This window comes from Acinetobacter sp. Leaf130 (assembly GCF_001423205.1).
GTDB classification, from domain to species: Bacteria; Pseudomonadota; Gammaproteobacteria; order Pseudomonadales; family Moraxellaceae; genus Acinetobacter; species Acinetobacter calcoaceticus.
In genome coordinates this window covers 1,628,817-1,650,545 of record NZ_LMOE01000001.1, presented here as the reverse complement: position 1 = coordinate 1,650,545, position 21,729 = coordinate 1,628,817, and the positions used below count along the sequence as shown (strand labels likewise).

19 protein-coding genes and 2 pseudogenes are annotated in these 21,729 nt (G+C 36.6%); 13 read left to right on the top strand and 8 right to left on the bottom strand.

Translation table 11 applies throughout. The annotated features are described in order from the left end of the window. Positions 1–293: 293 nt before the first annotated feature. Together ASF86_RS07360 and ASF86_RS07355 are read left to right on the top strand one after the other, a co-directional pair. Positions 294–1,407, top strand: a pseudogene (locus ASF86_RS07360) (OmpW/AlkL family protein). A 177-nt stretch (positions 1,408–1,584) separates the two neighbouring features. Further along, a complete protein-coding gene (locus ASF86_RS07355) occupies positions 1,585–2,013 on the top strand; it encodes a hypothetical protein (RefSeq protein ID WP_056480862.1) in 429 nt (142 codons plus the stop codon). 67 nt (positions 2,014–2,080) lie between these two features. On the opposite strand, the pseudogene ASF86_RS07350 reads toward ASF86_RS07355, so the two are convergent. Further along, positions 2,081–3,666 (bottom strand): annotated as a pseudogene (locus ASF86_RS07350) (ATP-binding cassette domain-containing protein). 260 nt (positions 3,667–3,926) lie between these two features. Beyond that, the gene (locus ASF86_RS07345; protein WP_056480860.1) at positions 3,927–4,370 is read right to left on the bottom strand and encodes a universal stress protein; all 444 of its coding nucleotides are present in this window, start codon (positions 4,368–4,370) and stop codon (positions 3,927–3,929) included. 291 nt (positions 4,371–4,661) lie between these two features. On the opposite strand from ASF86_RS07345, the gene ASF86_RS07340 reads away from it, so the two are divergent. The 3 genes from ASF86_RS07340 (at position 4,662) to ASF86_RS07335 (ending at position 5,951) form a co-directional block, all read left to right on the top strand. After that, entirely contained in the window at positions 4,662–4,889 is a 228-nt protein-coding gene (locus ASF86_RS07340) for a hypothetical protein (protein ID WP_004791683.1), read from the top strand. A 176-nt stretch (positions 4,890–5,065) separates the two neighbouring features. After that, the gene (locus ASF86_RS19150) at positions 5,066–5,239 is read left to right on the top strand and encodes a hypothetical protein (protein WP_081407573.1); all 174 of its coding nucleotides are present in this window, start codon (positions 5,066–5,068) and stop codon (positions 5,237–5,239) included. 268 nt (positions 5,240–5,507) lie between these two features. Next, positions 5,508–5,951: an RDD family protein gene (locus ASF86_RS07335; protein ID WP_056480858.1), complete on the top strand. Its 444-nt coding sequence runs from the start codon at positions 5,508–5,510 to the stop codon at positions 5,949–5,951. Positions 5,952–6,009: 58 nt separating this feature from the next. Here ASF86_RS07335 and ASF86_RS07330 read toward each other — a convergent pair whose 3' ends face one another. After that, positions 6,010–7,185 (bottom strand): benzoate/H(+) symporter BenE family transporter, encoded by a 1,176-nt coding sequence (locus tag ASF86_RS07330; protein ID WP_056480856.1) that lies wholly within the window; start codon positions 7,183–7,185, stop codon positions 6,010–6,012. 186 nt (positions 7,186–7,371) lie between these two features. Here ASF86_RS07330 and ASF86_RS07325 point away from each other — a divergent pair, with 186 nt between their 5' ends. Further along, positions 7,372–7,845 carry an Lrp/AsnC family transcriptional regulator gene (locus ASF86_RS07325; protein ID WP_056480854.1) on the top strand — a complete coding sequence of 158 codons (474 nt, stop codon included), beginning with the start codon at positions 7,372–7,374 and terminating at the stop codon, positions 7,843–7,845. A 50-nt stretch (positions 7,846–7,895) separates the two neighbouring features. Here ASF86_RS07325 and leuE read toward each other — a convergent pair whose 3' ends face one another. From leuE to ASF86_RS07310, 3 genes are all read right to left on the bottom strand, one after another. Continuing rightward, positions 7,896–8,546 carry a leucine efflux protein LeuE gene (gene leuE / locus ASF86_RS07320; protein ID WP_003652317.1) on the bottom strand — a complete coding sequence of 217 codons (651 nt, stop codon included), beginning with the start codon at positions 8,544–8,546 and terminating at the stop codon, positions 7,896–7,898. A gap of 73 nt (positions 8,547–8,619) precedes the next feature. Next, entirely contained in the window at positions 8,620–9,609 is a 990-nt protein-coding gene (gene tal, locus ASF86_RS07315) for a transaldolase (RefSeq protein ID WP_056480852.1), read from the bottom strand. Positions 9,610–9,739: 130 nt separating this feature from the next. Next, positions 9,740–10,633: a LysR family transcriptional regulator gene (locus tag ASF86_RS07310; RefSeq protein WP_056480850.1), complete on the bottom strand. Its 894-nt coding sequence runs from the start codon at positions 10,631–10,633 to the stop codon at positions 9,740–9,742. An 89-nt stretch (positions 10,634–10,722) separates the two neighbouring features. Here ASF86_RS07310 and aceI point away from each other — a divergent pair, with 89 nt between their 5' ends. After that, complete coding sequence (gene aceI / locus ASF86_RS07305; RefSeq protein WP_004643197.1) at positions 10,723–11,157, top strand: chlorhexidine efflux PACE transporter AceI; 435 nt, start codon at positions 10,723–10,725, stop codon at positions 11,155–11,157. Between the two features lie 67 nt (positions 11,158–11,224). On the opposite strand, the gene ASF86_RS07300 is transcribed toward aceI, so the two are convergent. Then, entirely contained in the window at positions 11,225–12,793 is a 1,569-nt protein-coding gene (locus tag ASF86_RS07300; protein ID WP_045430848.1) for an acetyl-CoA C-acetyltransferase, read from the bottom strand. 234 nt (positions 12,794–13,027) lie between these two features. Between ASF86_RS07300 and ASF86_RS07295 the strand changes: the two genes are divergently transcribed. The 3 genes from ASF86_RS07295 (at position 13,028) to ASF86_RS07285 (ending at position 16,682) form a co-directional block, all read left to right on the top strand. Beyond that, positions 13,028–14,419 carry a 3-oxoacyl-ACP reductase gene (locus ASF86_RS07295; RefSeq protein ID WP_005039855.1) on the top strand — a complete coding sequence of 464 codons (1,392 nt, stop codon included), beginning with the start codon at positions 13,028–13,030 and terminating at the stop codon, positions 14,417–14,419. A 77-nt stretch (positions 14,420–14,496) separates the two neighbouring features. Then, positions 14,497–15,351 carry a MaoC family dehydratase gene (locus ASF86_RS07290; RefSeq protein WP_056480847.1) on the top strand — a complete coding sequence of 285 codons (855 nt, stop codon included), beginning with the start codon at positions 14,497–14,499 and terminating at the stop codon, positions 15,349–15,351. A 71-nt stretch (positions 15,352–15,422) separates the two neighbouring features. Further along, positions 15,423–16,682: a serine hydrolase domain-containing protein gene (locus ASF86_RS07285; RefSeq protein ID WP_056480846.1), complete on the top strand. Its 1,260-nt coding sequence runs from the start codon at positions 15,423–15,425 to the stop codon at positions 16,680–16,682. Between the two features lie 51 nt (positions 16,683–16,733). Here ASF86_RS07285 and ASF86_RS07280 read toward each other — a convergent pair whose 3' ends face one another. After that, positions 16,734–17,312, bottom strand: coding sequence for a TetR family transcriptional regulator (locus ASF86_RS07280; RefSeq protein ID WP_056480844.1), 579 nt, complete (start codon positions 17,310–17,312; stop codon positions 16,734–16,736). Positions 17,313–17,437: 125 nt separating this feature from the next. Between ASF86_RS07280 and amvA the strand changes: the two genes are divergently transcribed. The 3 genes from amvA (at position 17,438) to cpaB (ending at position 21,629) form a co-directional block, all read left to right on the top strand. Continuing rightward, positions 17,438–18,916, top strand: coding sequence for a multidrug efflux MFS transporter AmvA (gene amvA / locus ASF86_RS07275; RefSeq protein ID WP_056480842.1), 1,479 nt, complete (start codon positions 17,438–17,440; stop codon positions 18,914–18,916). Between the two features lie 273 nt (positions 18,917–19,189). Then, positions 19,190–20,971 carry a metalloendopeptidase CpaA gene (cpaA, locus tag ASF86_RS07270; protein WP_056480840.1) on the top strand — a complete coding sequence of 594 codons (1,782 nt, stop codon included), beginning with the start codon at positions 19,190–19,192 and terminating at the stop codon, positions 20,969–20,971. Positions 20,972–20,993: 22 nt separating this feature from the next. Continuing rightward, positions 20,994–21,629, top strand: a complete 636-nt coding sequence (cpaB, locus tag ASF86_RS07265; RefSeq protein ID WP_056480838.1) for a metalloprotease secretion chaperone CpaB — start codon at positions 20,994–20,996, stop codon at positions 21,627–21,629. Positions 21,630–21,729 lie beyond the last annotated feature (100 nt).

Here is a 21,729-nt window from a genome sequence, read left to right as displayed (position 1 = left end):
TAAATTTCGACCTCAGTTCTATCTAATTGGTTCAATCACAAAAGCATGCGAGTATTAAAATTAGACTATTTAAAACTTTAAGGTATTTTACCGATCGTTAAATTATTTATTTGCATAATATTTCCATTTGTCAGAAAAATTAGATAACTATTTCATGTAATTAGCAGCATAAATTGATGGGTTTATCTAAATTAATTATATTTTAAAATATACCGATTGATAAAAACGGCAACTTGTCTATATTCCATACATATATTGCAAAATCAGCAATATATTTCTAGGATGGAATAAAAATGAAAAAAATAGTAATAAAAATAGCAATATTGAGTTCATTATCTGTAATAACAAGCATGAGTTATGCGGAAGGATTTAAAAGATTCTCTGTATCTGCTGGTTGGTTACATGTAATGCCCCAAGGTAATGCTAATCCATTTAATATTAATACCGCTGTTAAAAATGGAACTGCAGCTAAAGTCGGTACTATTTCAACCACAAGCTTTTTAAATTCTGTTGATCCGAATGCCACAGAAGTGGATTTAGGAGGAGAAGTCTTTAATCAAAAGGAATTTCTAGAGCTAGCTCTAAAAGATGAATATATGCGAGAGGTTATGCTTGATGCTGATGGCAATATTAAATCTGAAGTTTCCGGTATTGCGACAGTTCGTGGAATAGAAAACTGGCAACAAAATGATGCAGGTCTTGAGGTTGATGATGCAGATACGTTGGGTTTAACCTTTAACTATTATCTTAATGATCATGTGTCTTTACAATTTATTGGCGGAATTCCACCTAAAGTAGATATTAAAGGAAAAGGAGAAATCTTAGCACCGTTAAGTGGAGTCGCAATGTCTCCTAATGACTTGGTGAAATATCTTTTCCCTAATGGGATTACCTTAGGTCAAGCGATTCCAATTACCAACCTAGGGAATAAATCTAAAGCTGCATCTATTCGAGCATGGACACCAACCATAGAAGCACAATATCAGTTTGGTAAAAGTGGGGTAAATAAGTTTAGACCCTATATTGGAGCTGGTTTAATGTATGCCCATTTTAATGATATTAAACTCAATGAAGGGATTCGCTCTGATTTAGTCTCCGCAGGCCATATGATTCAGAATGTGTTAGATGGCAAAGCAGGAGCAGCTTTAGACCGGAAAGAATCCAGTGGAGAGATGGTTGTGAATGTTGATGCTGATGACGCTATAGCACCCATTTTTACTGCCGGTTTTACTTATGATTTTAATGATTCATGGTATACGGTTGCGTCTGTATCTTATGCAAAGTTGAGTAATAAAGCCCAAATTGATGTAGTTAATCAAAAACACGGGAACTCGCTTAATTCATGCGACAACAAAAGTTGATATTGATCCATTGATAACCTATTTAGGGGTAGGATATCGATTTTAATCTTTTAACTATTTAAATGGAGTATCTCAAAGAGAAAGTAAAACTGGAACTTTGAGATATTTAATTTGTTATTCGTTATAAAAAATAGCTATAACTAATGAAACTTATACATAAAGTAAAATTCTATAAAAATTATTTTTTATATAATTATTTGAAAATAATTTTGAGGGTTAGAAATTGAAAAAAATCATTAAAACTTTATTAATTTCTACATTGATTTCGACTACCTCTTTATCTGCGTTAGCTAAAAATATTGAGCAGAAAGTTAATTTCTTACAAGGTTCAACACACCTAACATTAACTGGAAAATTTCAGGGCTATGATGACGTAAAGTATAGAATCTTTGCGAAAAATGGTCAGATTTTAAGATTTAATATTAATAGTCTTGGTAATTTAGCCTATGTCAATATTTTTGCACCAGGTAAAAAACCAGGTAAAGATAATGCATTATTAATTGGCTCAACTGTAGGCTTTAAAGGAGAGCTTACTTTGCCAGTTGATGGCGATTATATTATTCAAGTTTATCAAATGCGTAATAGTGCTCGTAAAAATAAGACGGTGAAATATAGTCTAGATATCGAATTATTAAATAAAGTAAAAAAATAATAATCGATAAAATTTACTAGCTTTCACATGAGAGCTAGTAAATTTGAAGAAATAGTCTGAGTGAAAACTATTCGGCTAACGAAAATGACTCACTTATACCGCAATTTTCAACAAACAGTGGGTCGTGCGAAATGAGTAATACAGCACCTTCATAACTCTGAATGGCATGAGCGAGTAACTCCCTTGATTCAATATCTAAATGATTTTCTGGTTCATCTAATAACAGGAGTTCAGGTGTAGGTTTTATCTGGCTAAGCGCTAATAAAGCTACTTTGAGTTTTTCACCACCACTTAGCTGAGATAATAGTTGGATACCTTATCACCGCGAATTCGCAGTTGGCCTAATAAATTTCTCCATTCCAATTCTGAAAGCTCGCTATTCATGTGAGTTAAATTCTCAATAACAGTCATCCCATCACGTAAAAAGCTAAAGTTTTGATCTAGATAAAAACACTCTACAAATAATTGAATGCTTTTGTTTGACTGATTTTTCTGTGCATTGATTGCTTTAAGCAGTGTTGACTTTCCGATACCATTTTGACCCGTTATGTGGATTTTTTGGGCGGTATGTACAGCTAAATCTATTGTTTGTTGAGTTCCATATTTCAACTTTAACCCTTTAACCCGAAGAATTTCTCCAGATTTCTTTTGGAAGGTAGGGAAGACAAACTGTTGTGATTTGACAGTTTCAAGCCGCAGTTTTTTGTCTTTTAACTCGTTTTGACTATTTGAGATTTGACGTTGATGCTGAGACTGTATAGCCGCAATACTTTGGCCCGCTTGTTCCTTTTTAAAATCGAGCAAAATTTTGGCTTGAGAATTTGACTCTCTTAATTTATTGCCAGCACGTTCACGTTTCTGAGCTTTCATTAATACTTCATGTTGCTTTTGCTTCATGTGCTTAACTTCACGTTGGTTTTGTTGAACAGATTGTTCTAAAGCCGCAATGTTAGTTTGATACTGTGCATAAAATTGTTCATAGTTTCCTGTTGTGTGATGTAAGCCGTGTTCATTTAAATGATAAATATGGTTTACTTCGTTCAACAAAGTTCGGTCATGACTAATGATCAGTGCACCTGCTGGGTGTCTTTTCAAATGATCAATTAACCATTTTCTAGATTCCTGATCTAGATGATTGCTAGGTTCATCAAGAAGTAAGTAGTGATCTGATTTTAAAAATAAACAGCTTAAGGCCAACTTGGTTTTTTGACCTTCACTTAAGTTTTTAATTGGAAAGTCTAAATCAGTGGGTAAATGAGCGGACTCTAAGAGAGTATTCCATAAGGTGGGTAAATCCCATTTACCTTCCAATAAATCATAGTCATTGAAACTGGCAACACCTTGTTCAACTCTTTTAAAAGCTTGATAAATATCTAAGATATCTAATGCTTCAGCTATGGTCAGTCCAGTTAACCGATGCAATTGAGGTAAATATGCATGTTTTATATGCCAAGATATTTGTCCAGATGTAAGAATTGAATCTGATTTAAGCGTCTGATTTAACATTTGCATAAGCAAGGATTTGCCCTGACCATTACGGCCAATTAAGGCAGACACCTGATTCGATTCAAGGCTAAAATTGAGTTGTTTAAACATGACTTTAGATGAAAATTCTAAAGTCAGCTGTGATATTACACATGCCTGCTGAGTCATAAAAAACCTCATAAATACAGGATGTACAAAATAGGAAAAAGTAGTTTTAAGCAGAGACGTTAAATCACAAAAAATAGTCTATTTTGCACATCAAAAAAAGAAAAAATTGATGGGAAAAAAGACTTACTTCATTGGCGTGACTCACGAAATTGGAAGAATAAGAAGCTATTCTATCTGGGTTTTTGATTAGTGTAAAATTTATACGGTTTATTCTATTAAAAAACCCAATCGTTGGATTGGGTTCTTTTCATTTAAAAAGTTTATTCTTTTACAACCAATACCTGAATTTTGGTACTGTTTAAAACATCTTGAGCAAAACTACCCAAAATAAGTTTTTGGAAGCCTTTACGACCATGAGAACCAATCACAATCAAGTCTGAACCTAAATCTTCTACAGCTTTAAGAATACCATCTGAAGAAATTTCACCTTGGATAATCTGAGTTTCGGCATCAATACCTTCTTCAGCACATAAAGCTTTTACTTTAGCGAGAGTTTTTTCAGCATTGGCGCGTGCTTCAACAAAATAATCTTTTACAACTGGCGAGATATAGTAGAAATCTACGCCGCTAAAAGGATCTACTGCCACTAAGCTAATAGCGGTTAATCTACTACCAAATGCTTTGGCAATATGAGCTGCTTGTCTTGCTGCTGCTAAAGAAATTTCAGAACCATCGACAGGTACAATAATATGTTGGTAATTCATAATGTTATTCCTCTTATTTACAGTTGTTATATGTATGAAGCATTTATTAATTAAAGATTAACATATTTCATTCTCGGTAAACATCTATTCGACTAAACGAAAGAAAAATTAAATAAAACTATTTTAAATCATTTGCTTATATTTATTCTTGTATTGGTTGTGATGGAGTTTAAGTGCTATTTCTGAATAATTGATAATATTTACATGAAAATTACAAAAAATTACCGTTCATATTTCTGTCATATAGAAACCGTATAACAAAATAGTGAACTAAGGGGGAGAGTGAGAAAGATGGCTGATTTAACAGCAAAGAAAGTCAATAAACTCATTGAAGAGTTTCGTCAAACAGGTAAAGAACCCGAAAAATTAGTCATTGGCTATAAAACGTATGCCAGACTCATGACTGAAGATAAATTTGCAGAGAAAGTTGTTCCGTCGCTCGAAGATTCAAAAGAGCGGTTATATAAAAATTTGAAAATCAAACTTGTGACTGAAAAGCATTACTTTGAAATTAAATAAAAGTTATGTGACCTTCATCACTGTCTATTAAACTAAAGTAACACTAAATAAGTTTTATAACATGATTATTGTATGATGATACAAATTAATAGTGTAATGAACATTTGAAAACAGCAATCGTTTATAAACTCGATAGAATAAATTGCTTTTATTTTTAAGTAGTGGAATAAATTGAAATGCCAACACTCAGTGTAATTATATTTTATGTTTTAACTATATTAGGTAGTGTAGCTATTGTTTGTGGATTAGTCAGCTTAAGTGTTTTTTTAATTGTTATTGGATTAGCTCTATTATCTGCAGCATTATTATTAAAAAAAGAATTTAAATTAGATATTTTGTTCTGGAAGTAAATAAAATATGTATTTATATTTTTAATTGTCTATAAAACTTTTCAATAGAACTGAAACGAAAAATTTCAGTTCTAAAAGATTAAATTATTTTTTTTATGATGAATATTGATGTAATAACGTTTTTTTTATCGAAATTATTACAATAAAATATAAAAGTGGAAAATTTTAAATTTATTTAAGTATTTAAAAATAAAAAAGTTTCATTTAGGATGAAAGTAAAATTGTAAAAGCGTTTGTAGCGATTAAACAATAACAAAGCGAGGTGAGCATGACTTATAAGTATGAGTATGCAGGGTTCTGGTTAAGATTTGGTGCAATGATTATTGATACTCTTATTCTTTTTTTGGCAGTTATTCCTGCGGCATGGATTTTTTATCAAGGGGATTATGATTTAGTCTTTGCCACTGGCTTAAGTACGAAACCACAAAACTATTGGTTCGATTTGATCGTGAATTATGTATTTCCTTTATTGTATTCAGTTTTATGTTGGCTGTATTTTGCAGGTACTCCAGGTAAACGATTGATGCGATTAAAAGTTTTAGATGAAAAAACAGGCAATAAGCTAACAGTCATGCAGAGTATTATTCGATATATTGGCTATATTCCATCAATTTTAGTCTTTGGTATTGGTCTTTTTTGGGTCGCATTTGATGCTAAAAAACAAGGCTGGCATGACAAAATGGCGAAGTCAGTTGTAGTAAGAGAGCTATAAGAAATAAGATGAAAAAGCGTTCATAGCATTGAAAATAAGGGCTATGAACGCTTTTTTATTAACTTTTTTTGACTTTAAGTCTTAAAATAAAATATACAACTACACCCACTATCAGTCCCCAAAAGGCCGATCCGATACCGAAAAATTGAATGCCAGAAGCACTACATAAAAAGGTAAATAATGCAGCTTCACGATCTTCAACCTGAGCAAATGCGATTGCAATGTTGTGGCTGATCGTACCAAATAATGCAATGCCAGCTAAAGCTACAATAAAGATATGTGGAAAAGACATCAGCAAGCTTGTCAATGTTGCGGCAAACAGGCCCATTAAAATGTAGAAAAAACCACAGCTCATGCCTGCAATATATCGTTTACTTGGGTCAGGATGAACTTGGTCATCTAAGCTTACAGCCGCACTAATCGCAGCAATATTTACGCTATAACATCCAAAAGGTGCAAGCACAACTTGGGTTAAACCTGTCCAGCCAATCAGTTGATTAACATGCGGTTTATAGCCATAACTTTTAATCATGGCAATTCCGGGTAAATATTGCGAAGCCATGCTAATCACAAAAAGTGGTAGAGCTAAGCCCAAAATTGCTGACCAGCTAAATTCCGGACTAATCCAAACAGGTTTAGCCAAAGACCACTGAAGTGTAGGCATATGAAATTCTAAAAAGACAGGGCACAGGGCAATACCCGCAAGTGCTGTGAATACAATGCTATAACGGGGCCATAATCTTTTTGTAATGATATAAATGACCAGTAAAGATAAAACGAATTCCCAATCATTTTGCAAACTGGCGAACAGGGAAATACCAAATTTGAGTAAAACACCTGCAAGCATGGCACTGGTTAAGCTTTGAGGAATATATGAAAGTGCTTTTTGAAATATACCTGAAAAGCCTAAAATAGCAGTCAGTAAACCACCCACTAAAAAAGCACCAATCGCTTCATTTAAGCTATAGCCACTGCCTGTTGCCATAATTAAAGCGAGGCCTGCGGTTGACCATGCTGTTGCTACAGGATATTTAAATTTCCAAGAAAGTATGAATCCTGATAAACCAATACCTAAGCCTAAAGCCCAAAACCATGAGGTGATTTGCTCGGGTGAAGCTCCTAAAGCTTGAGCCGCTTGAATCACTAAAATGGCCGAAACACTTATACCTATTAAAAAAGTGATAAAGCCAGCAAATACGGCCGGAATTGAAAAATCTTGAAGAATCTTTTGCATAGCTAAATGTTCTAAATCCCTGAAAAATTAATATGTTTCTGTCTCTGCTTTCAGCTAGGTAAATCTAACAATTTTTTTAAAGAAGGTGCTTTCTATTTTTTACTTAAAATAGAAATAATATTTTAAAAATATTGAATAATGCTATTATTCCTTTCGGAAGTGACACTAAATTTAGGATATTGTTTTATGGAAGAACAGACTGAAAACTTGTCACCACTTGAATTGAAAATTATGCGTGCTTTACAAGAAAATGGGCGCTTAAGTAATGCTGAACTGGCTAAGCTTGTAGGCATAAGTACTTCATCTTGTTGGAATCATACACAGCGTCTTTTTAAAATTGGGGCAATTTTAGATGTGCGTGCTCGGATCAATCCGAGCATGGTGCAGCGTGATACGGTAGTACTCGTTGGTGTGGTTTTAGACCGCTCAACTCCAGACAGCTTTCAGGCATTTGAACAAGCATCTGGTGATTTGGAAAATGTTCTAGAATGCTATCTGGTTGCTGGAGAGGTCGATTATTTTTTAAAAATTCGTGTTAAAGATTTAGCTGCTTTCAATCGATTTCATAGTGAAAAAATTATTGCTTTACCAGGGGTAAGACAAGTCAGAACATTTTTTGTGCTCAATGAAGTTAAAACAGATGGCATGCTGGCATTTTAGCAGTTCATTATGTTTTAACTTCACAAATGCAAAAACTAGGATAAAGATGATTAGATTGTTGAGGTTGCCAGTTTTAAACCGAATCCGAAAAATAGAATCCCGACTAAAAAAATACTACTTGCTGCAATTTTATGGTTCTGTTTAAAAAATGCTGAAAGTTTAATTCCAGAGAAGATTAATGCCGTTAAATAACTAAAGCTAATCACCTGTAAAATAATCGCTAAAATTAAAAAGCTTAGTGCTGGGTAGGCATAATCGGGTTCAACAAATTGAACAAAGAAAGATAAGAAAAATAAAATCGCTTTTGGGTTGAGTAAACTAATGCTTAATGCTGTTTTATAAGGATGAATTTTATCTAAAGCTGGTAAATCAGCCATTTCAGGTTGTGGTTGATTACGTTGTTTCCAGCGTTGAATACTACCTTGTAAGAGCTTAAAGCCTAGATAAGATAGATAAAGTGCACCTGTTAATTTAAGAATAACAAATACCCATGGGAATGCTTTTAATAAAGAGGCTGCACCTAATACGGTACAAAGCATTAAAATAAGATCACCGGTAAAAATACCTAATGCACCCATATATCCAGTTTTAATACCGTAACGTGAAGCAATTGACATCACATAAAGAGAATTGGGCCCCGGCAATAACACAATTAGGAATGTACCAATAATATATGTTGTTAAATCTGTTATGCCGAACACGAGAAACCCAATAAAAAACCGATTTTTGCCATGATAACAAAAATCGGTGATTTTGTATGAAAAGTGCAGTTTTTTAAGGTTTAATTTCCGCATCAATTCCAAAAGACTGACGTAATAAGAAACTTAATTGGTCACGAGCTTTAATAAAGCCATCAACACCACCTTGTAAAAGTTGGAATGCCATTAAGTCATGATTAAGTTCGTCTTTAAAACTTTGCTCATCTTGAGCGGGTCTAACAATAGCATCTGCTTGCTTTGATTTAGTTGCATCAAGAGCTGCATCAACTGTACGTGTATCTTGCTCAAGCTGTGTAAGTAAGCCCGGAGAGATCGTTAGCAAATCACAGCCAGCAAGTCCAAGAACTTGATCGATACTACGGAAGCTCGCACCCATCACTTGAGTCGGGATATTTTGTTGTTTGTAGTAGTTATAGATTTTTTTAACTGACACCACACCTGGGTCTTTTTCGATTGGGTAAGAATCGACACCTTCAGCTTTTTTGTACCAGTCTAGAATACGACCTACAAATGGTGAAATTAAAGTTACTTTTGCATCTGCGCATGCTTGAGCTTGATGTAATCCGAAAAGGAGAGTGAGGTTACAAGCAATCCCTTCAGCTTCGAGTACTTTTGCGGCTTGAATACCTTCCCAAGTCGACGCAATTTTAATAAGAATACGTGACTGATCAATACCGTAACCGTTGTAAAGTTCACATAATTCATGCGCTTTTTGAATGGTCGCTTCGGTGTTATATGAAAGGGCAGCATCAACTTCAGTCGAAACGCGACCTTCAATCAGTTTTAAAATTTCTACACCGAATTTTACGGTTAAAATATCAATGGTTCTTTCGATTAACTCATCGTTGCTATAGCCTTCTTCTTTGGCTTGATAATAAGCATCTTCAATGAGTTCTTTACTTTCTGGTTGTTCTGCTGCTGCCGTAATCAATGAAGGATTGGTCGTCGCGTCTAATGGACGAAATTTACGAATTGCATCAAGGTCGCTACTGTCGGCAACAACGGTCGTTAGTGTTTTTAATTGGTCAAGTGCTGTATGAGTCATTGATATTCAACATCTTCAGTAATAAATCTTATATTTTCTTTATAGCACAAAGTCTATTCATACTGTCGATATATCAATTGTTATATTTCAAAGAAAAACGTTTAGATTCTGCATCTAAATTGAAATAATTTTAAGGGACCTGTTGCGTTCGTTGCTTACGGATATGTTCAATAAGGAATCTGGCAGCAGCACCAAGCTCACTTTCACGACTCCATACCAAATCTACGTAATATTCAAATCTTGGAGTGAAATCTAATAAATTCAATATTTTAAGCTTATTTTTAAGTTCAGGGTTTTCTTTAAACATTTCTTGCGGAAGAACCCCCCAGCCCAGATCACGTAAAATCATTAAGCAAGCAGAGTGGTGGTTATCTGTACGCCAGTAATGTTTCGAAAAAAGTAATTCGGGTTTTAATGTCTCATCTCGACTTGCCACAACAATTTGTCGTGTTGTGAGGATCTGTTCATAAGAAACCTGATTTTGGCTTGCGAGTAGATGACTATTTGAAATAACTGGAATTAAAGCCTCAGGTTTGAGCTCTACAAACTGTTCTCTGTTATCTAGATGCTCACGTTCAAACATGAGTGCAAGTTGGGCAGAGCCATCTAACAACATTTGAAGCGCATCTTCTTGAGGGGCAGAAACAATATTAATTTGTAGGTCAGGGAAACGACTCTCTAAAAGACAAATATAGTCGGTCCAGTTGGTGTGCAAGAGTTCAGATACAATCACAATGGTTAAGTTAGCTTCTAAACCTGTGCTTAACGCATGGGCATGTTGTTTCCATTGATTCATCTCAATCAAAAGCTGAGAAGTCTTTTCATATAAAACCCGTGCTTCGTCAGTAGGGACGGGCTCACGACCTTTACGATCAAATAAGGTTAAGTCCAGATCAATTTCTAAGTTGGCAATAGACATACTTACAGCCGAAGGAACTTTTCCAAGTTTACGTGCTGCTGCTGAAAAGGATCCAGTTTCTATAACGGCCTGAAACATGAGTAATTGTTCTTGATTAATATTCATCTGTCAAAAAAACTGAAAGAACCTGATTGGATTAATCAATATTATAAAAATAAAATGCACATTATCCAAGTATTATTGAGTATTTAAAAATGTTGATTTCCAAGAGAAGGATCATTCATGCAATCAGTTATGAAGGAATTTTATTGGTCATCATTGCGATTGCATTAAGTTTTATTTTTGATATGCCTATGGACGTAACCGGAACACTCGGTGTGTTTATGGCAGTGGTTTCAGTTTTCTGGAATATGATTTTTAACCACTACTTTGAGAAAGTAGAGCATAAATATAATTGGGAAAGAACAATCCCTGTAAGGATTTTACATGCGGTTGGTTTTGAAGGCGGTTTGCTGATTGCAACAGTGCCGATGATTGCTTATATGCTACAGATGAATGTCATTGATGCGCTTATTTTAGATATTGGTTTAACACTTTGTATTTTGGTCTATACCTTCATTTTCCAATGGTGTTATGACCATATCGAAGATAAGTTTTTCCCAGAAGCAAAAGCTGCCTCACTGCACTAAATTTATAAATCCTAAAATGAAATAAGCACCCAAATGGGTGCTTATTTTTTGTAGTTAGATGTAGAAATTATTTCTCTACAATTGCAACTACACCTTCACCGCCAGCAGTACAGATAGAGATTAATGCGCGGCCTGAACCTTTTTGATTAATCAATTTAGCAGCAGTTGCCAAGATACGGCCACCAGTTGCAGCAAATGGATGGCCTGCACCTAAAGATGAGCCATTTACGTTAAGTTTAGAGCGGTCAATTGAACCCAATGGTGCATCTAAACCAAGACGTTCTTTACAGAATTTTTCATCTTCCCAAGCTTTCAATGTAGACAATACTTGAGATGCAAATGCTTCATGAATTTCGTAGAAATCGAAATCTTGAAGTTTAAGGTTTGCACGCTTAAGCATACGAGGTACTGCATAAGCAGGAGCCATCAATAAGCCTTCTTTAGGACCATTTTTACCAATGAAGTCCACAGCAGCGGTTTCAGAGAAAGAAAGGTAAGCTAAAACTTCATGACCGTTTTCTTTTGCCCATTCTTCAGAAGCAAGTAGCACAACAGATGCACCATCAGTCAACGGAGTTGAGTTACCTGCTGTCATTGTTGCAGTTTCGCCTTTACCGAAAACAGGCTTTAATTTAGCAAGTTTTTCAACTGTGCTGTCTGCACGTAAGTTGTTGTCACGGTTAAGACCTAAGAATGGAGTGATTAAGTCATCAAAGAAACCGCGCTCATAAGCAGCAGCAAGTTTTTGATGGCTGCTTGCAGCGAGTTCGTCTTGAGCTTCGCGAGTAATACCCCATTCCAATGCAGTAATTGCTTGGTGTTCACCCATTGAAAGGCCAGTACGTGGTTCACCATTGCTTGGCGCATCAAGAAGCTTTTTAAAATCAATTTTTGTTAATGCTTTAAGACGGTCTTTACCAGTTTTAGCAACATTGAGCTCAAGCAAAACTTTACGTAAACCATCACCAACAGCGATTGGGGCATCAGAAGTGGTGTCTACACCGCCTGCAATACCTACATCAATTTGACCAAGTGCAATTTTGTTAGCAACAACAAAAGCAGCTTGTAAGCCTGTACCACAAGCAATTTGAATGTCGTAAGCTGGAGTTTCAGGAGCAAGATCAGTGCTCAATACAACTTCACGAGTCATATTAAAGTCACGGCTGTGTTTTAAAACAGCACCAGCAACGACTTCACCAATACGCTTACCTTGTAAGTTAAAGCGCTCAACCAAACCATTCAATGCTGCTGTCAGCATGTCAGAATTCGATGCTTTAAAATAAGCAGTATTTGAACGTGCAAATGGAATGCGGTTGCCACCAATAATTGCAACGCGGCGAACAGTGTTTTGGCTCATGGTTTTATCCTGTTGAACAGAAGTTTTGGTTTTTGTTGCTTTTGGTGCTGCAGCTACATTAGAAGATGTAGAAGGGGGTGCAGAAGCAGCGCTCTTATTACGAGGGCTTCGTGCAGGTGCAGTCGTTGAACGAGTACGTGTCGTTTTTGGTGTATTAGTTGCTGCTTTAGGAGTAGTGCTGTTACGCTTAGCCGTGTTAGAAGCCGACTTTGATGTATTTGACACTTTTTCCTGAGCAGAATTCTCGACTGCTGGATTTTCTTGAGTTGTTTTGCTCATAAGGCTTTTCCAAGCATATTAACGATATTCTTATACGCTACCTTAACACAATTCAAATAGACCTGTATTGACTAGAATGACATTGTAGATAGCATTCAGGTCAAGACATCAAAAGATCAACTCAAGTATGATTTGGGATGACTCTAATGAACGACTGCTTTCATATTGTTTCTCCGCATTTCCTAACATAATGAAGCCTGTCGTAGAAAATCATTTTTTTGAGAGATAATAATCATGACTGATCAATACCAAGCATTTACACAATCTCCAATTGGTAAATTTGTTGTTAAAAATCTGGGTTTACCATCACCAGTTGCATTAGAGCGTTTTGAAAGTGCTCAGCCAGTAGTGAATGGTGCAGTATTGGTTGGCGCAGCGCCGTCAAGTGTATTGTCTGGTGCGATCGCACAAGTACTTAGCAATATTCATGCAGATAGTTATGTAGGCAATAATGTTGCATTACAACAAGACGCTGCAAAAGTTGGTTTAAATTTACGTCCATTCAATGCAGGCGACAAAGAATCAAAATTTAAAGCAGTTGTATTTGATGCTTCTGGTATACAAAACTCAGAACAGTTAAATGAGCTTTATAAATTCTTTAACCCGATTGCACGTCAAGTTGCGACTTCTGGTCGTGTTATTGTGATTGGTACTACTCCTGAAACTGCAAAAACTGTAAAACAGGCGATTGCTCAGCGCGCTCTTGAAGGTTTTATCAAATCTGTAGGTAAAGAATTTAAAAAGGGTATTACTGCTCAAGTTGTCTATGTAGATGAAGGTGCTGCTGCGAACCTTGAATCAACTTTACGCTTCTTGCTTTCTCCGCGTTCAGCTTATGTATCTGGTCAAGTTGTTCGTATTTCTAAAGCAGATGTCGTTGATGTTGATTGGGCAAAACCGCTTGCTGGTAAAACTGCGTTAGTAACAGGTGCAAGCCGTGGTATTGGTGAGGCAATTGCACATGTATTGGCGCGTGATGGCGCTCATGTCATTTGTCTAGATGTACCTCAGCAGCAAGCTGACCTTGACCGTGTAGCTGCGGACATTGGCGGTTCTACATTGGCAATTGATATTACAGCTGCTGATGCTGGTGAAAAAATTAAAACTGCTGCTGCAAAACAAGGCGGTTTAGATATTATCGTCCATAATGCGGGTATTACTCGTGACAAGACTTTGGCAAACATGAAGCCAGAGCTTTGGGATTTAGTGATTAACATTAACTTGTCTGCTGCTGAACGTGTAAATGACTACTTGTTAGAAAACGATGGTCTAAATGCAAATGGCCGTATTGTTTGCGTATCATCAATTAGTGGTATTGCAGGTAACCTTGGTCAAACGAACTATGCTGCATCTAAAGCAGGTGTGATTGGTTTAGTGAAATTTACTGCACCTATTCTAAAAAATGGGATTACCATTAACGCAGTAGCACCTGGTTTTATCGAAACTCAAATGACTGCTGCGATTCCATTTGCAATTCGTGAAGCTGGCCGTCGTATGAACTCAATGCAACAAGGCGGTTTACCTGTTGATGTAGCAGAAACGATTGCATGGTTTGCATCAACTGCATCTACAGGCGTAAATGGCAACGTGGTACGTGTCTGTGGTCAAAGCTTGTTAGGCGCTTAAGCACTCTGAGCTAAAGATAAGGGGTGCTTGGGCATCCCTTTTTTATTCAAGAATCTATAAATTATAAAAGGTTAGGTATGAATACTCGTCATTTTAGCCAGCTACCAAAAGCGGCATTGGCTTATCCAAAAGTTGTGCAAGGTTTAATCTTTAAAAAGCCTAAAGGGCCAAAAATCTTGCCGCAAGTTGAATATGTGGTTGATAGTCTTGAGATTGATCAAAGTCATCTCAAAGCTTATAACGAAGTATGTGGCTTTAAAAATAATGGCTTTGTACCTGCGATTTATTTGGCTGTGTTGTCGCAAAGTTTGCAAATGCACATGATGACGGCAGAAGCATTTCCATTTCCGATTTTAGGCTTAGTCCATATTCGTAACCAGATTAAACAAACCAGACTAATTGGTGTAACTGAAAAACTCACTCTGTCATGTAAGTTTGGGGAATTAAAACCGCATGATAAAGGTGTTCAGTTTGACTTTATTACCACGGCAAAAGTTGGTAACGAAGTAGTTATGGAAGGCTTAACGACTTATTTATCTCGCCAAAAAGTTGAGAAAAGAGTCGGCGAGAAAGCTAAAGAAGAGCAGGCCCCAGCTTATGTGCCAAAGGCAGAGTGGGATATTTTAGAAAACACAGGTCGCCGTTATGCGAAAGTGTCAGGTGATTTCAACTTAATTCACATCCATGCCCTTACTGCGAAAGCATTTGGCTTTAAGCAAGCAATTGCACATGGCATGTGGAGCAAAGCTAAAGCACTAGCGAATCTTGAATTACCAAATGCTTATGAAGCAGATGTGTGGTTTAAATTGCCAATGTACCTACCTTCAAAAGTTGAGTTTTTAACTGCCAATGCAGACAAAAAGACTGATTTCTTGATTCGTAATACGAAATCACAAAAACCGCATGTTGCAGGAACTGTAAAAGCATTATAAAAATATCAGCAGCCTGAACAGGTGTTTGGGCTGCTTTTGAGTAAAATAACAAAAAATGCAAGGAACTTCATGTGATTAAAGAGATTTTACTGGCCGATACCCAAAACTATCACGGTATTTTAGATGAACGTTTTATTGATTTAGCTCACCAGTTTAGCCGTCTTCAAGACGCTAGAACGGGACAAGGTGGAGCTGCCTTAGCGGTTTATTTTAGAGGCCAGAAAGTTGTCGATATTTACACCGGTCTAAAATCACAAACTGAAGCTTGGCAACCAGATACCTTGGCAGTTTGCTACTCTACAGGTAAAGGTATACTTGCGACTTTAGCTCACATTTTAGTAAGTGAGGGTTTTTTAGAATACGACAAACCGATTTCGACTTATTGGCCTGAGTTTGCTCAAAATGGTAAAGAGCAAATGACATTGCGTCATGTGCTGAGCCATCAAAGCGGCATGTTTGATATTCGAAATACCATCGAAAGTGCGAGAGAAATGCTCGACTGGTCACACATGTTAGATGTGGTTGCGGCGACTAAGCCAAGATTCGTTGCTGGAGAGGGTAATGCTTATCAAGCTTTAACATTTGGTTGGCTTGTGGGCGGCGTGCTTGAAAAAGCAACTGGTCAATCTTTACATCAGCTCATGCAAAAATATCTTGTTGAACCGTTGCAGTTAGATGGTGCTTATTTTGGAACGCCTGCAAGTGAGTTAGATCGTGTAGCACGTCTAATTATTCAACCGAAACCAGAAAAACCAGCATCTACTCAAGTTGAAAAAGTAAAAAAGCTGCAGCCGCGCAAAAGTTCACTCTCTGAAAAAATGATTACGTGGACTGGACAAGACCCGCAAGATTTTCAAGATGCTATGATTCCAAAAGGAATGAAGCATTTTAGTTTCTTTAGTGATGAAGGGTTACAAACTGTTATTCCGGCAGCAAATGGGACATTTACTGCAAGTAGCCTTGCCAAAATTTATGCGATGCTAGCAAGTCACGGTGAATGGGATGGACAGCAACTTATTCGCCCAGAAATATTTAAAGAGCTCAGTACCATTCAAAGTTATGCACGTGATCGTGTTATGCCAATTCCAATGAATTGGCGTTTAGGTTATCACCGTATTATTACCATGGGTAAGCGTGCTAAAAATGGTTTTGGTCATATTGGCTACAATGGCTCAGGTGCATGGTGTGATCCTGAACGTGATCTTAGCTTTGCTTATACCCATAACTTTCAGATTGGGTCAATAACGGGTGACTATCGTTTGTGGGGCCTAACTCAAGAAGCCTTACGTTGTACCGACCAAATTTTAAAAGGCCGAAAAGGCTGGTTCTAAATTCTGTACTTTCAAAAATGCTGGTATTTTTAATAAATGCCAGCTCTGCATTTATAATAATTCTAAGCGAATAATCACTTCTGTATGGCGTTTAAAATCTTCTTCAGCCAGTCCTTGTAATCCAAGTTTATAAATACCTTCTAGACCGCATACAAAAGCAATCAAACGCCAAGCAATGTCTGTTGAGTTAGATAGAGTTTTAAACTCACCGTCCTTTTTGCCACTTTCAATCGCTTGAACAATCGTTTGATGCCAGCTTTGCATGGCCAAGTTATAAGCTTTTTGTATTTCTATATCTTGTTCAATCAAGAGTTCAGCTTCATTCCATAAGCGTAAGTAGGGTTGAAGTCTGTCTATGTTTTCCGCACCTAATAAGATAAAGAGCCTTTGAAATTGGCTAGTTGTTTGTAGAGCTTGTTCAATTTCATCCAGCTGTTCCATAAGCTTTAAAAAAGCTTCAGCTTTTAAATGTGATGCCGACGAAAAGTGATGATGAACTTGTCCAGTTGAGGTTTGGGCTTCACTTGCGATTCTACGTACCGTCATGGCTGTAAAACCTTCAGCCAAAGCAACTCGCATAGCAGCTTGCAGAATCATTTCTCTGCGTTGATCACGATTAAGATAGGCCATGTTTATTTCATCTGACTGAATTCGAGACAAATTACATTAAAATTTAAAGTTGGACAAGTGTCCAATTGTGTATATAATAACCTTAATTTGAACACATGTCCAAGTTTTGGATATCGAAGAGCGTTATGCAAAAGAAATGGTTAATTCTGACAATCATCGTCCTTATTTATTTGCCGGTTACAATTGATGCAACAGTGATGCATGTTGCAACACCATCTTTAAGTGCAGCATTGAATTTAACTGCCAATCAGCTTTTATGGATCATTGATATTTATTCACTGATTATGGCGGGTTTGATTTTGCCGATGGGTGCACTCGGTGACCGTATTGGCTTTAAAAAATTATTATTTATTGGAACTGCAATTTTTGGAGTCGGTTCACTGGCAGCTGCTTTTTCACCAACAGCCTATGCTTTAATTGCTTCCCGTGCTCTTTTAGGGCTAGGGGCAGCTATGCTTATTCCTGCAACTTTATCGGGCATTCGAAATGCTTTTACCGAAGAAAAGCAAAGGAATTTTGCACTTGGCCTTTGGTCGACAGTAGGGGGCGGTGGTGCCGCTTTTGGTCCATTAGTGGGTGGTTTTTTACTAGAGCATTTCCATTGGGGAGCAGTATTCCTCATCAACATCCCAATTATTTTGGTTGTTCTGGTCATGATTGTCATGATCATTCCTAAGCAGGAAGAGAAAACCGATCAACCAATTAATTTAGGCCAAGCTTTAGTGTTGGTTGTGGCGATTTTAAGTCTGATCTATTCGATCAAATCGGCCATGTACAACTTCTCGGTACTCACAGTCATGATGTTTGTGGTTGGGGTAAGTGCTTTAATTCACTTCATTCGTAGCCAAAAAAGAAGTGCGACTCCAATGATTGATTTGGAGTTGTTTAAACATCCAGTCATTTCTACCAGCATTGTCATGGCTGTCGTTTCCATGATTGCTTTGGTTGGCTTTGAATTACTCTTGTCACAAGAGTTGCAGTTTGTGCATGGTTTTTCTCCATTACAAGCAGCCATGTTTATTATTCCATTTATGATTGCAATTAGTTTAGGTGGTCCATTAGCAGGAATCTGTTTAAATAAATGGGGACTTAGACTTGTATCTACTGTTGGGATTTTAATAAGTGGCTTTAGTCTATGGGGACTTGCCCAGCTTAACTTTTCGACTGATCACTTTTTAGCATGGACGTGTATGGTCTTTTTAGGTTTTAGCATTGAGATTGCTTTACTGGCTTCTACAGCAGCCATTATGTCTTCTGTACCACCAAACAAAGCAAGTGCAGCAGGTGCGATTGAAGGTATGGCCTATGAGCTCGGTGCTGGTTTAGGTGTCGCTATTTTTGGCCTGATGTTGTCTTGGTTTTATAGTCGCTCAATTATTTTGCCAGAGGAACTCCCGACGAACTTAATTGAAAAAGCGAGTATTTCGATTGGTGAAACCATGCAATTGGCTTCTAACCTTGAAAGTCCTTTGGGAGGACAATTAATTGCAGTTGCTCAGCATGCTTTTAGCTATGCACACAGTTGGGTACTTACAATCTCAGCCATTTGTTTCTTTCTTTTAACTGCATTTGTCTGGTTTAGTTTTCCAAAGAAAGTGAATTAGAGTCTTTAAATAAAGGATAAAAAGAGAGAGTTTTCTTTCTTTTTATCCTTAAATAAATATCGTTTTAATATTTTCCTCATATTGAAGTATTTTAGTTATTTAATTCTCATAAAAAAATTATTATTTAATAAGTTTCATATTTTTATTTCAAAATGATTCAGTGGTCATGTAATTGAAATTTAATAAAAAATTAATTGATCAAAAATTGACTGTAAAAAAATGGTTTGTTAATCTGCTACTCGAAAAATCTAAAAACAAATAAAAGAGGCTGCTGTGAATTTTAAATTAAAAACATCATTCATTATCGGAGCAATTGTTGCATCTTCACTTGTATATGCCGCAACTGTACTTTCACCCAATCAGAATAATAATAGTGGATCAATTCCATCTGGTTATTCAGATTTAGAATTTTCTTTAGCAAATGGGAATTGGGTCAAAAATCTCTCTTTACCAGCAAGTGCTAATAATCTAGATAAAATTACGATTCGCTCTAGTGCGGCTTATAGTAGTTATTTAGATACTTCTAATACGAATATTCCGTTAGAAGTGTTGAAGATAAATAGCGGGGATGTTTACCAATTCGTCTTTAATACCGCTCAAAATAAATGGATTGCTCAGTTGGCGACAGTGAGTCCTACGAATGGTGCTAACTATGAGGTTGTACCGTTAACAACTGCATCCATACAAAAAGTACTCATTCAAAATGACAAATGGGCACAAACCATTGCATTACCAAGTGATGTACGCGATGGAACGACTGTACAAATTGTTTCCACAGCAAGTGCTGATTCCAATATAGATAAAGCAAATTTGCTATTTCCAAGTAGTTTTTTATTAAAAAATGGGTCTGAATATTGGTTTAAATATTATTCTGCTTTAGGAAAATGGGTGCCAGAGTATATTAAACCGCAGAAGTTAAATGTTCAGCAAATTGGAACATCTTTAGCAGCTGTAAATAGTCCACTTACAGAAGTTTCATTTGGGGATGGGAATTGGGTATCCAATTTTACTCTACCAGCGACTGCAAATGATCGGGATAGAATTGTTATTAAATCTACCGCGACTTGGTCTGCAAAAATTAATAATACCAATATTAATAGCCAAGCGACTTTAACGCTAAAAACAGGCGATCAATATGAGTTTATGTATGTCAGTGATAAAGGATATTGGCAGCTGATCTCTTCACCAACGAAGGTGATTGATTCATCGGCAACAATTCCTGCAATTTTACCGAATATGACTCAACCCGCTTTAAAGGTAAAACTTTCTACCTCAAATTGGCAGCCAACCTTGCAACTACCAGTTAAAGCTCAAGTCGGGGATAAGGTGGTTATTGCGTCAAATGCATCGGCTGATACCTATATTAATGCTGCCAATGGTTTGTCTTCGACCATTAAAAATGGTGAAAATCGCCGTTTTATTTACACGGCTCAAGGCTGGTCAGTAGATAGTTATATGATTGATATGTTGTTGGTTTCTAGTCCAGAAGTAAATTCAATTTTAGGAGAGAGCGCTGCAAAATTGAGAATGATTGAAGGCGTAAATTTAACGAATTTAACTGCTGAAAATTCAAATGCTCGTTTTTACTTAAGAGATGTGGGCTATTTAACTTATAAAATACCTGCTGCAACTTTAAAAGAAGCGATTTCTTTTGGACGCGATGACACGACCGTACAAAATGAACGCAAACGCGTATTGGCTGATGGCGTCTATTATCAAGGCAATGAACCAGGCGATGGCGGTTGTGGCTGGGCATGGATTAATGCATCTTCATATAACATGATTGGTGCAAATGATATTGCGGGTTGTTCTTTTGCTGCTATGCGTCATGAGGTGGGACATAATCTTGGCCTATACCATAATGGTTCAACCAATATTGGTTCAGGCTTTGCTCATCCTCTAGGAAGTACCGCGATGGGAGGTAATAATATTAATTTTTACTCTAGCCCATACTTATATAACCCTAAATATGGTGTCCGTTTGGGTGAGGAAGGAAAAATTGATGCGGTAAGTGTCATTAACCTAAATGCACAGAAAATTTCCCTATATAACTAATCTCTATTTTTAGCTGTAAATAATGAAAAAAAATAAATTGTTAATAGGAACTGCTATCGCTTGTTTAGCGCTAGCAGTTCTCATCTGGCTCGCATTTTCACAGCAAAGTTCTTCTGCTTTAACGTCATCTGCAGATAGCCTGAAAAGTGAAGTTAGCTTAAAGCGAGTTGAAAGTCAGAATGGTTTTGCTCGTCAAAATACAATGAATCTGAGTCCGTCAGAGAAAGAAAGATTATCTAAGCAACAAATTTTTTTTAATGAGATAGAAAAGGATCAGCTGCCTTCTAATGTTAATTTTCCACTGATTAAAAATGGACAAGGTATGGTGATTAAGTATGATCCAAACGTGATTGAACTCAAAAAAGTGGGTGATACGGTTAAGTTTCAAATGTTGGAATATGGAATTAACCGCACAGGAAAAATTGTAGAGATTGAACCTGTTGATCAAGATATTGTTCGGTGGACTGGGAAATTTGATCAGGGAGATCCAAATCAGAATTTCTTTACCATCACCCAAAGTCAAAAAGACCACTATACGATCATGCAAATTTTTACCGAGAAAGGAAATTATTCGGCTGAAATTAAAGATGGGGTTGGACTAGTACAAACGATGGATGACGGAGTCACTGATCACGAGTTACATCATGATCACCCTTAGTCAAATAAATGGTTCAGATGAGAAAAGAGTATAGTTCGCAGTTTATCTGTACGGATATGAGCTTTATGCGTTCACTCTCTTTTAAAAACAAAGTATGCTT

Excerpts from the sequence above, each read along its gene's own strand:
- ASF86_RS07295 (WP_005039855.1), top strand. The coding sequence starts at position 13,028 with ATGACTGATCAATACCAAGCATTTACACAATCTCCAATTGGTAAATTT.
- ASF86_RS07335 (WP_056480858.1), top strand. The coding sequence starts at position 5,508 with ATGACTTATAAGTATGAGTATGCAGGGTTCTGGTTAAGATTTGGTGCA.
- cpaB (WP_056480838.1), top strand. The coding sequence starts at position 20,994 with ATGAAAAAAAATAAATTGTTAATAGGAACTGCTATCGCTTGTTTAGCG.
- ASF86_RS07310 (WP_056480850.1), bottom strand. The coding sequence starts at position 10,633 with ATGAATATTAATCAAGAACAATTACTCATGTTTCAGGCCGTTATAGAA.
- ASF86_RS07345 (WP_056480860.1), bottom strand. The coding sequence starts at position 4,370 with ATGAATTACCAACATATTATTGTACCTGTCGATGGTTCTGAAATTTCT.
- ASF86_RS07330 (WP_056480856.1), bottom strand. The coding sequence starts at position 7,185 with ATGCAAAAGATTCTTCAAGATTTTTCAATTCCGGCCGTATTTGCTGGC.
- amvA (WP_056480842.1), top strand. The coding sequence starts at position 17,438 with ATGCAAAAGAAATGGTTAATTCTGACAATCATCGTCCTTATTTATTTG.
- ASF86_RS07290 (WP_056480847.1), top strand. The coding sequence starts at position 14,497 with ATGAATACTCGTCATTTTAGCCAGCTACCAAAAGCGGCATTGGCTTAT.
- ASF86_RS07300 (WP_045430848.1), bottom strand. The coding sequence starts at position 12,793 with ATGAGCAAAACAACTCAAGAAAATCCAGCAGTCGAGAATTCTGCTCAG.
- ASF86_RS19150 (WP_081407573.1), top strand. The coding sequence starts at position 5,066 with ATGCCAACACTCAGTGTAATTATATTTTATGTTTTAACTATATTAGGT.
- ASF86_RS07340 (WP_004791683.1), top strand. The coding sequence starts at position 4,662 with ATGGCTGATTTAACAGCAAAGAAAGTCAATAAACTCATTGAAGAGTTT.
- ASF86_RS07325 (WP_056480854.1), top strand. The coding sequence starts at position 7,372 with ATGGAAGAACAGACTGAAAACTTGTCACCACTTGAATTGAAAATTATG.
- ASF86_RS07280 (WP_056480844.1), bottom strand. The coding sequence starts at position 17,312 with ATGGCCTATCTTAATCGTGATCAACGCAGAGAAATGATTCTGCAAGCT.
- tal (WP_056480852.1), bottom strand. The coding sequence starts at position 9,609 with ATGACTCATACAGCACTTGACCAATTAAAAACACTAACGACCGTTGTT.
- aceI (WP_004643197.1), top strand. The coding sequence starts at position 10,723 with ATGTTGATTTCCAAGAGAAGGATCATTCATGCAATCAGTTATGAAGGA.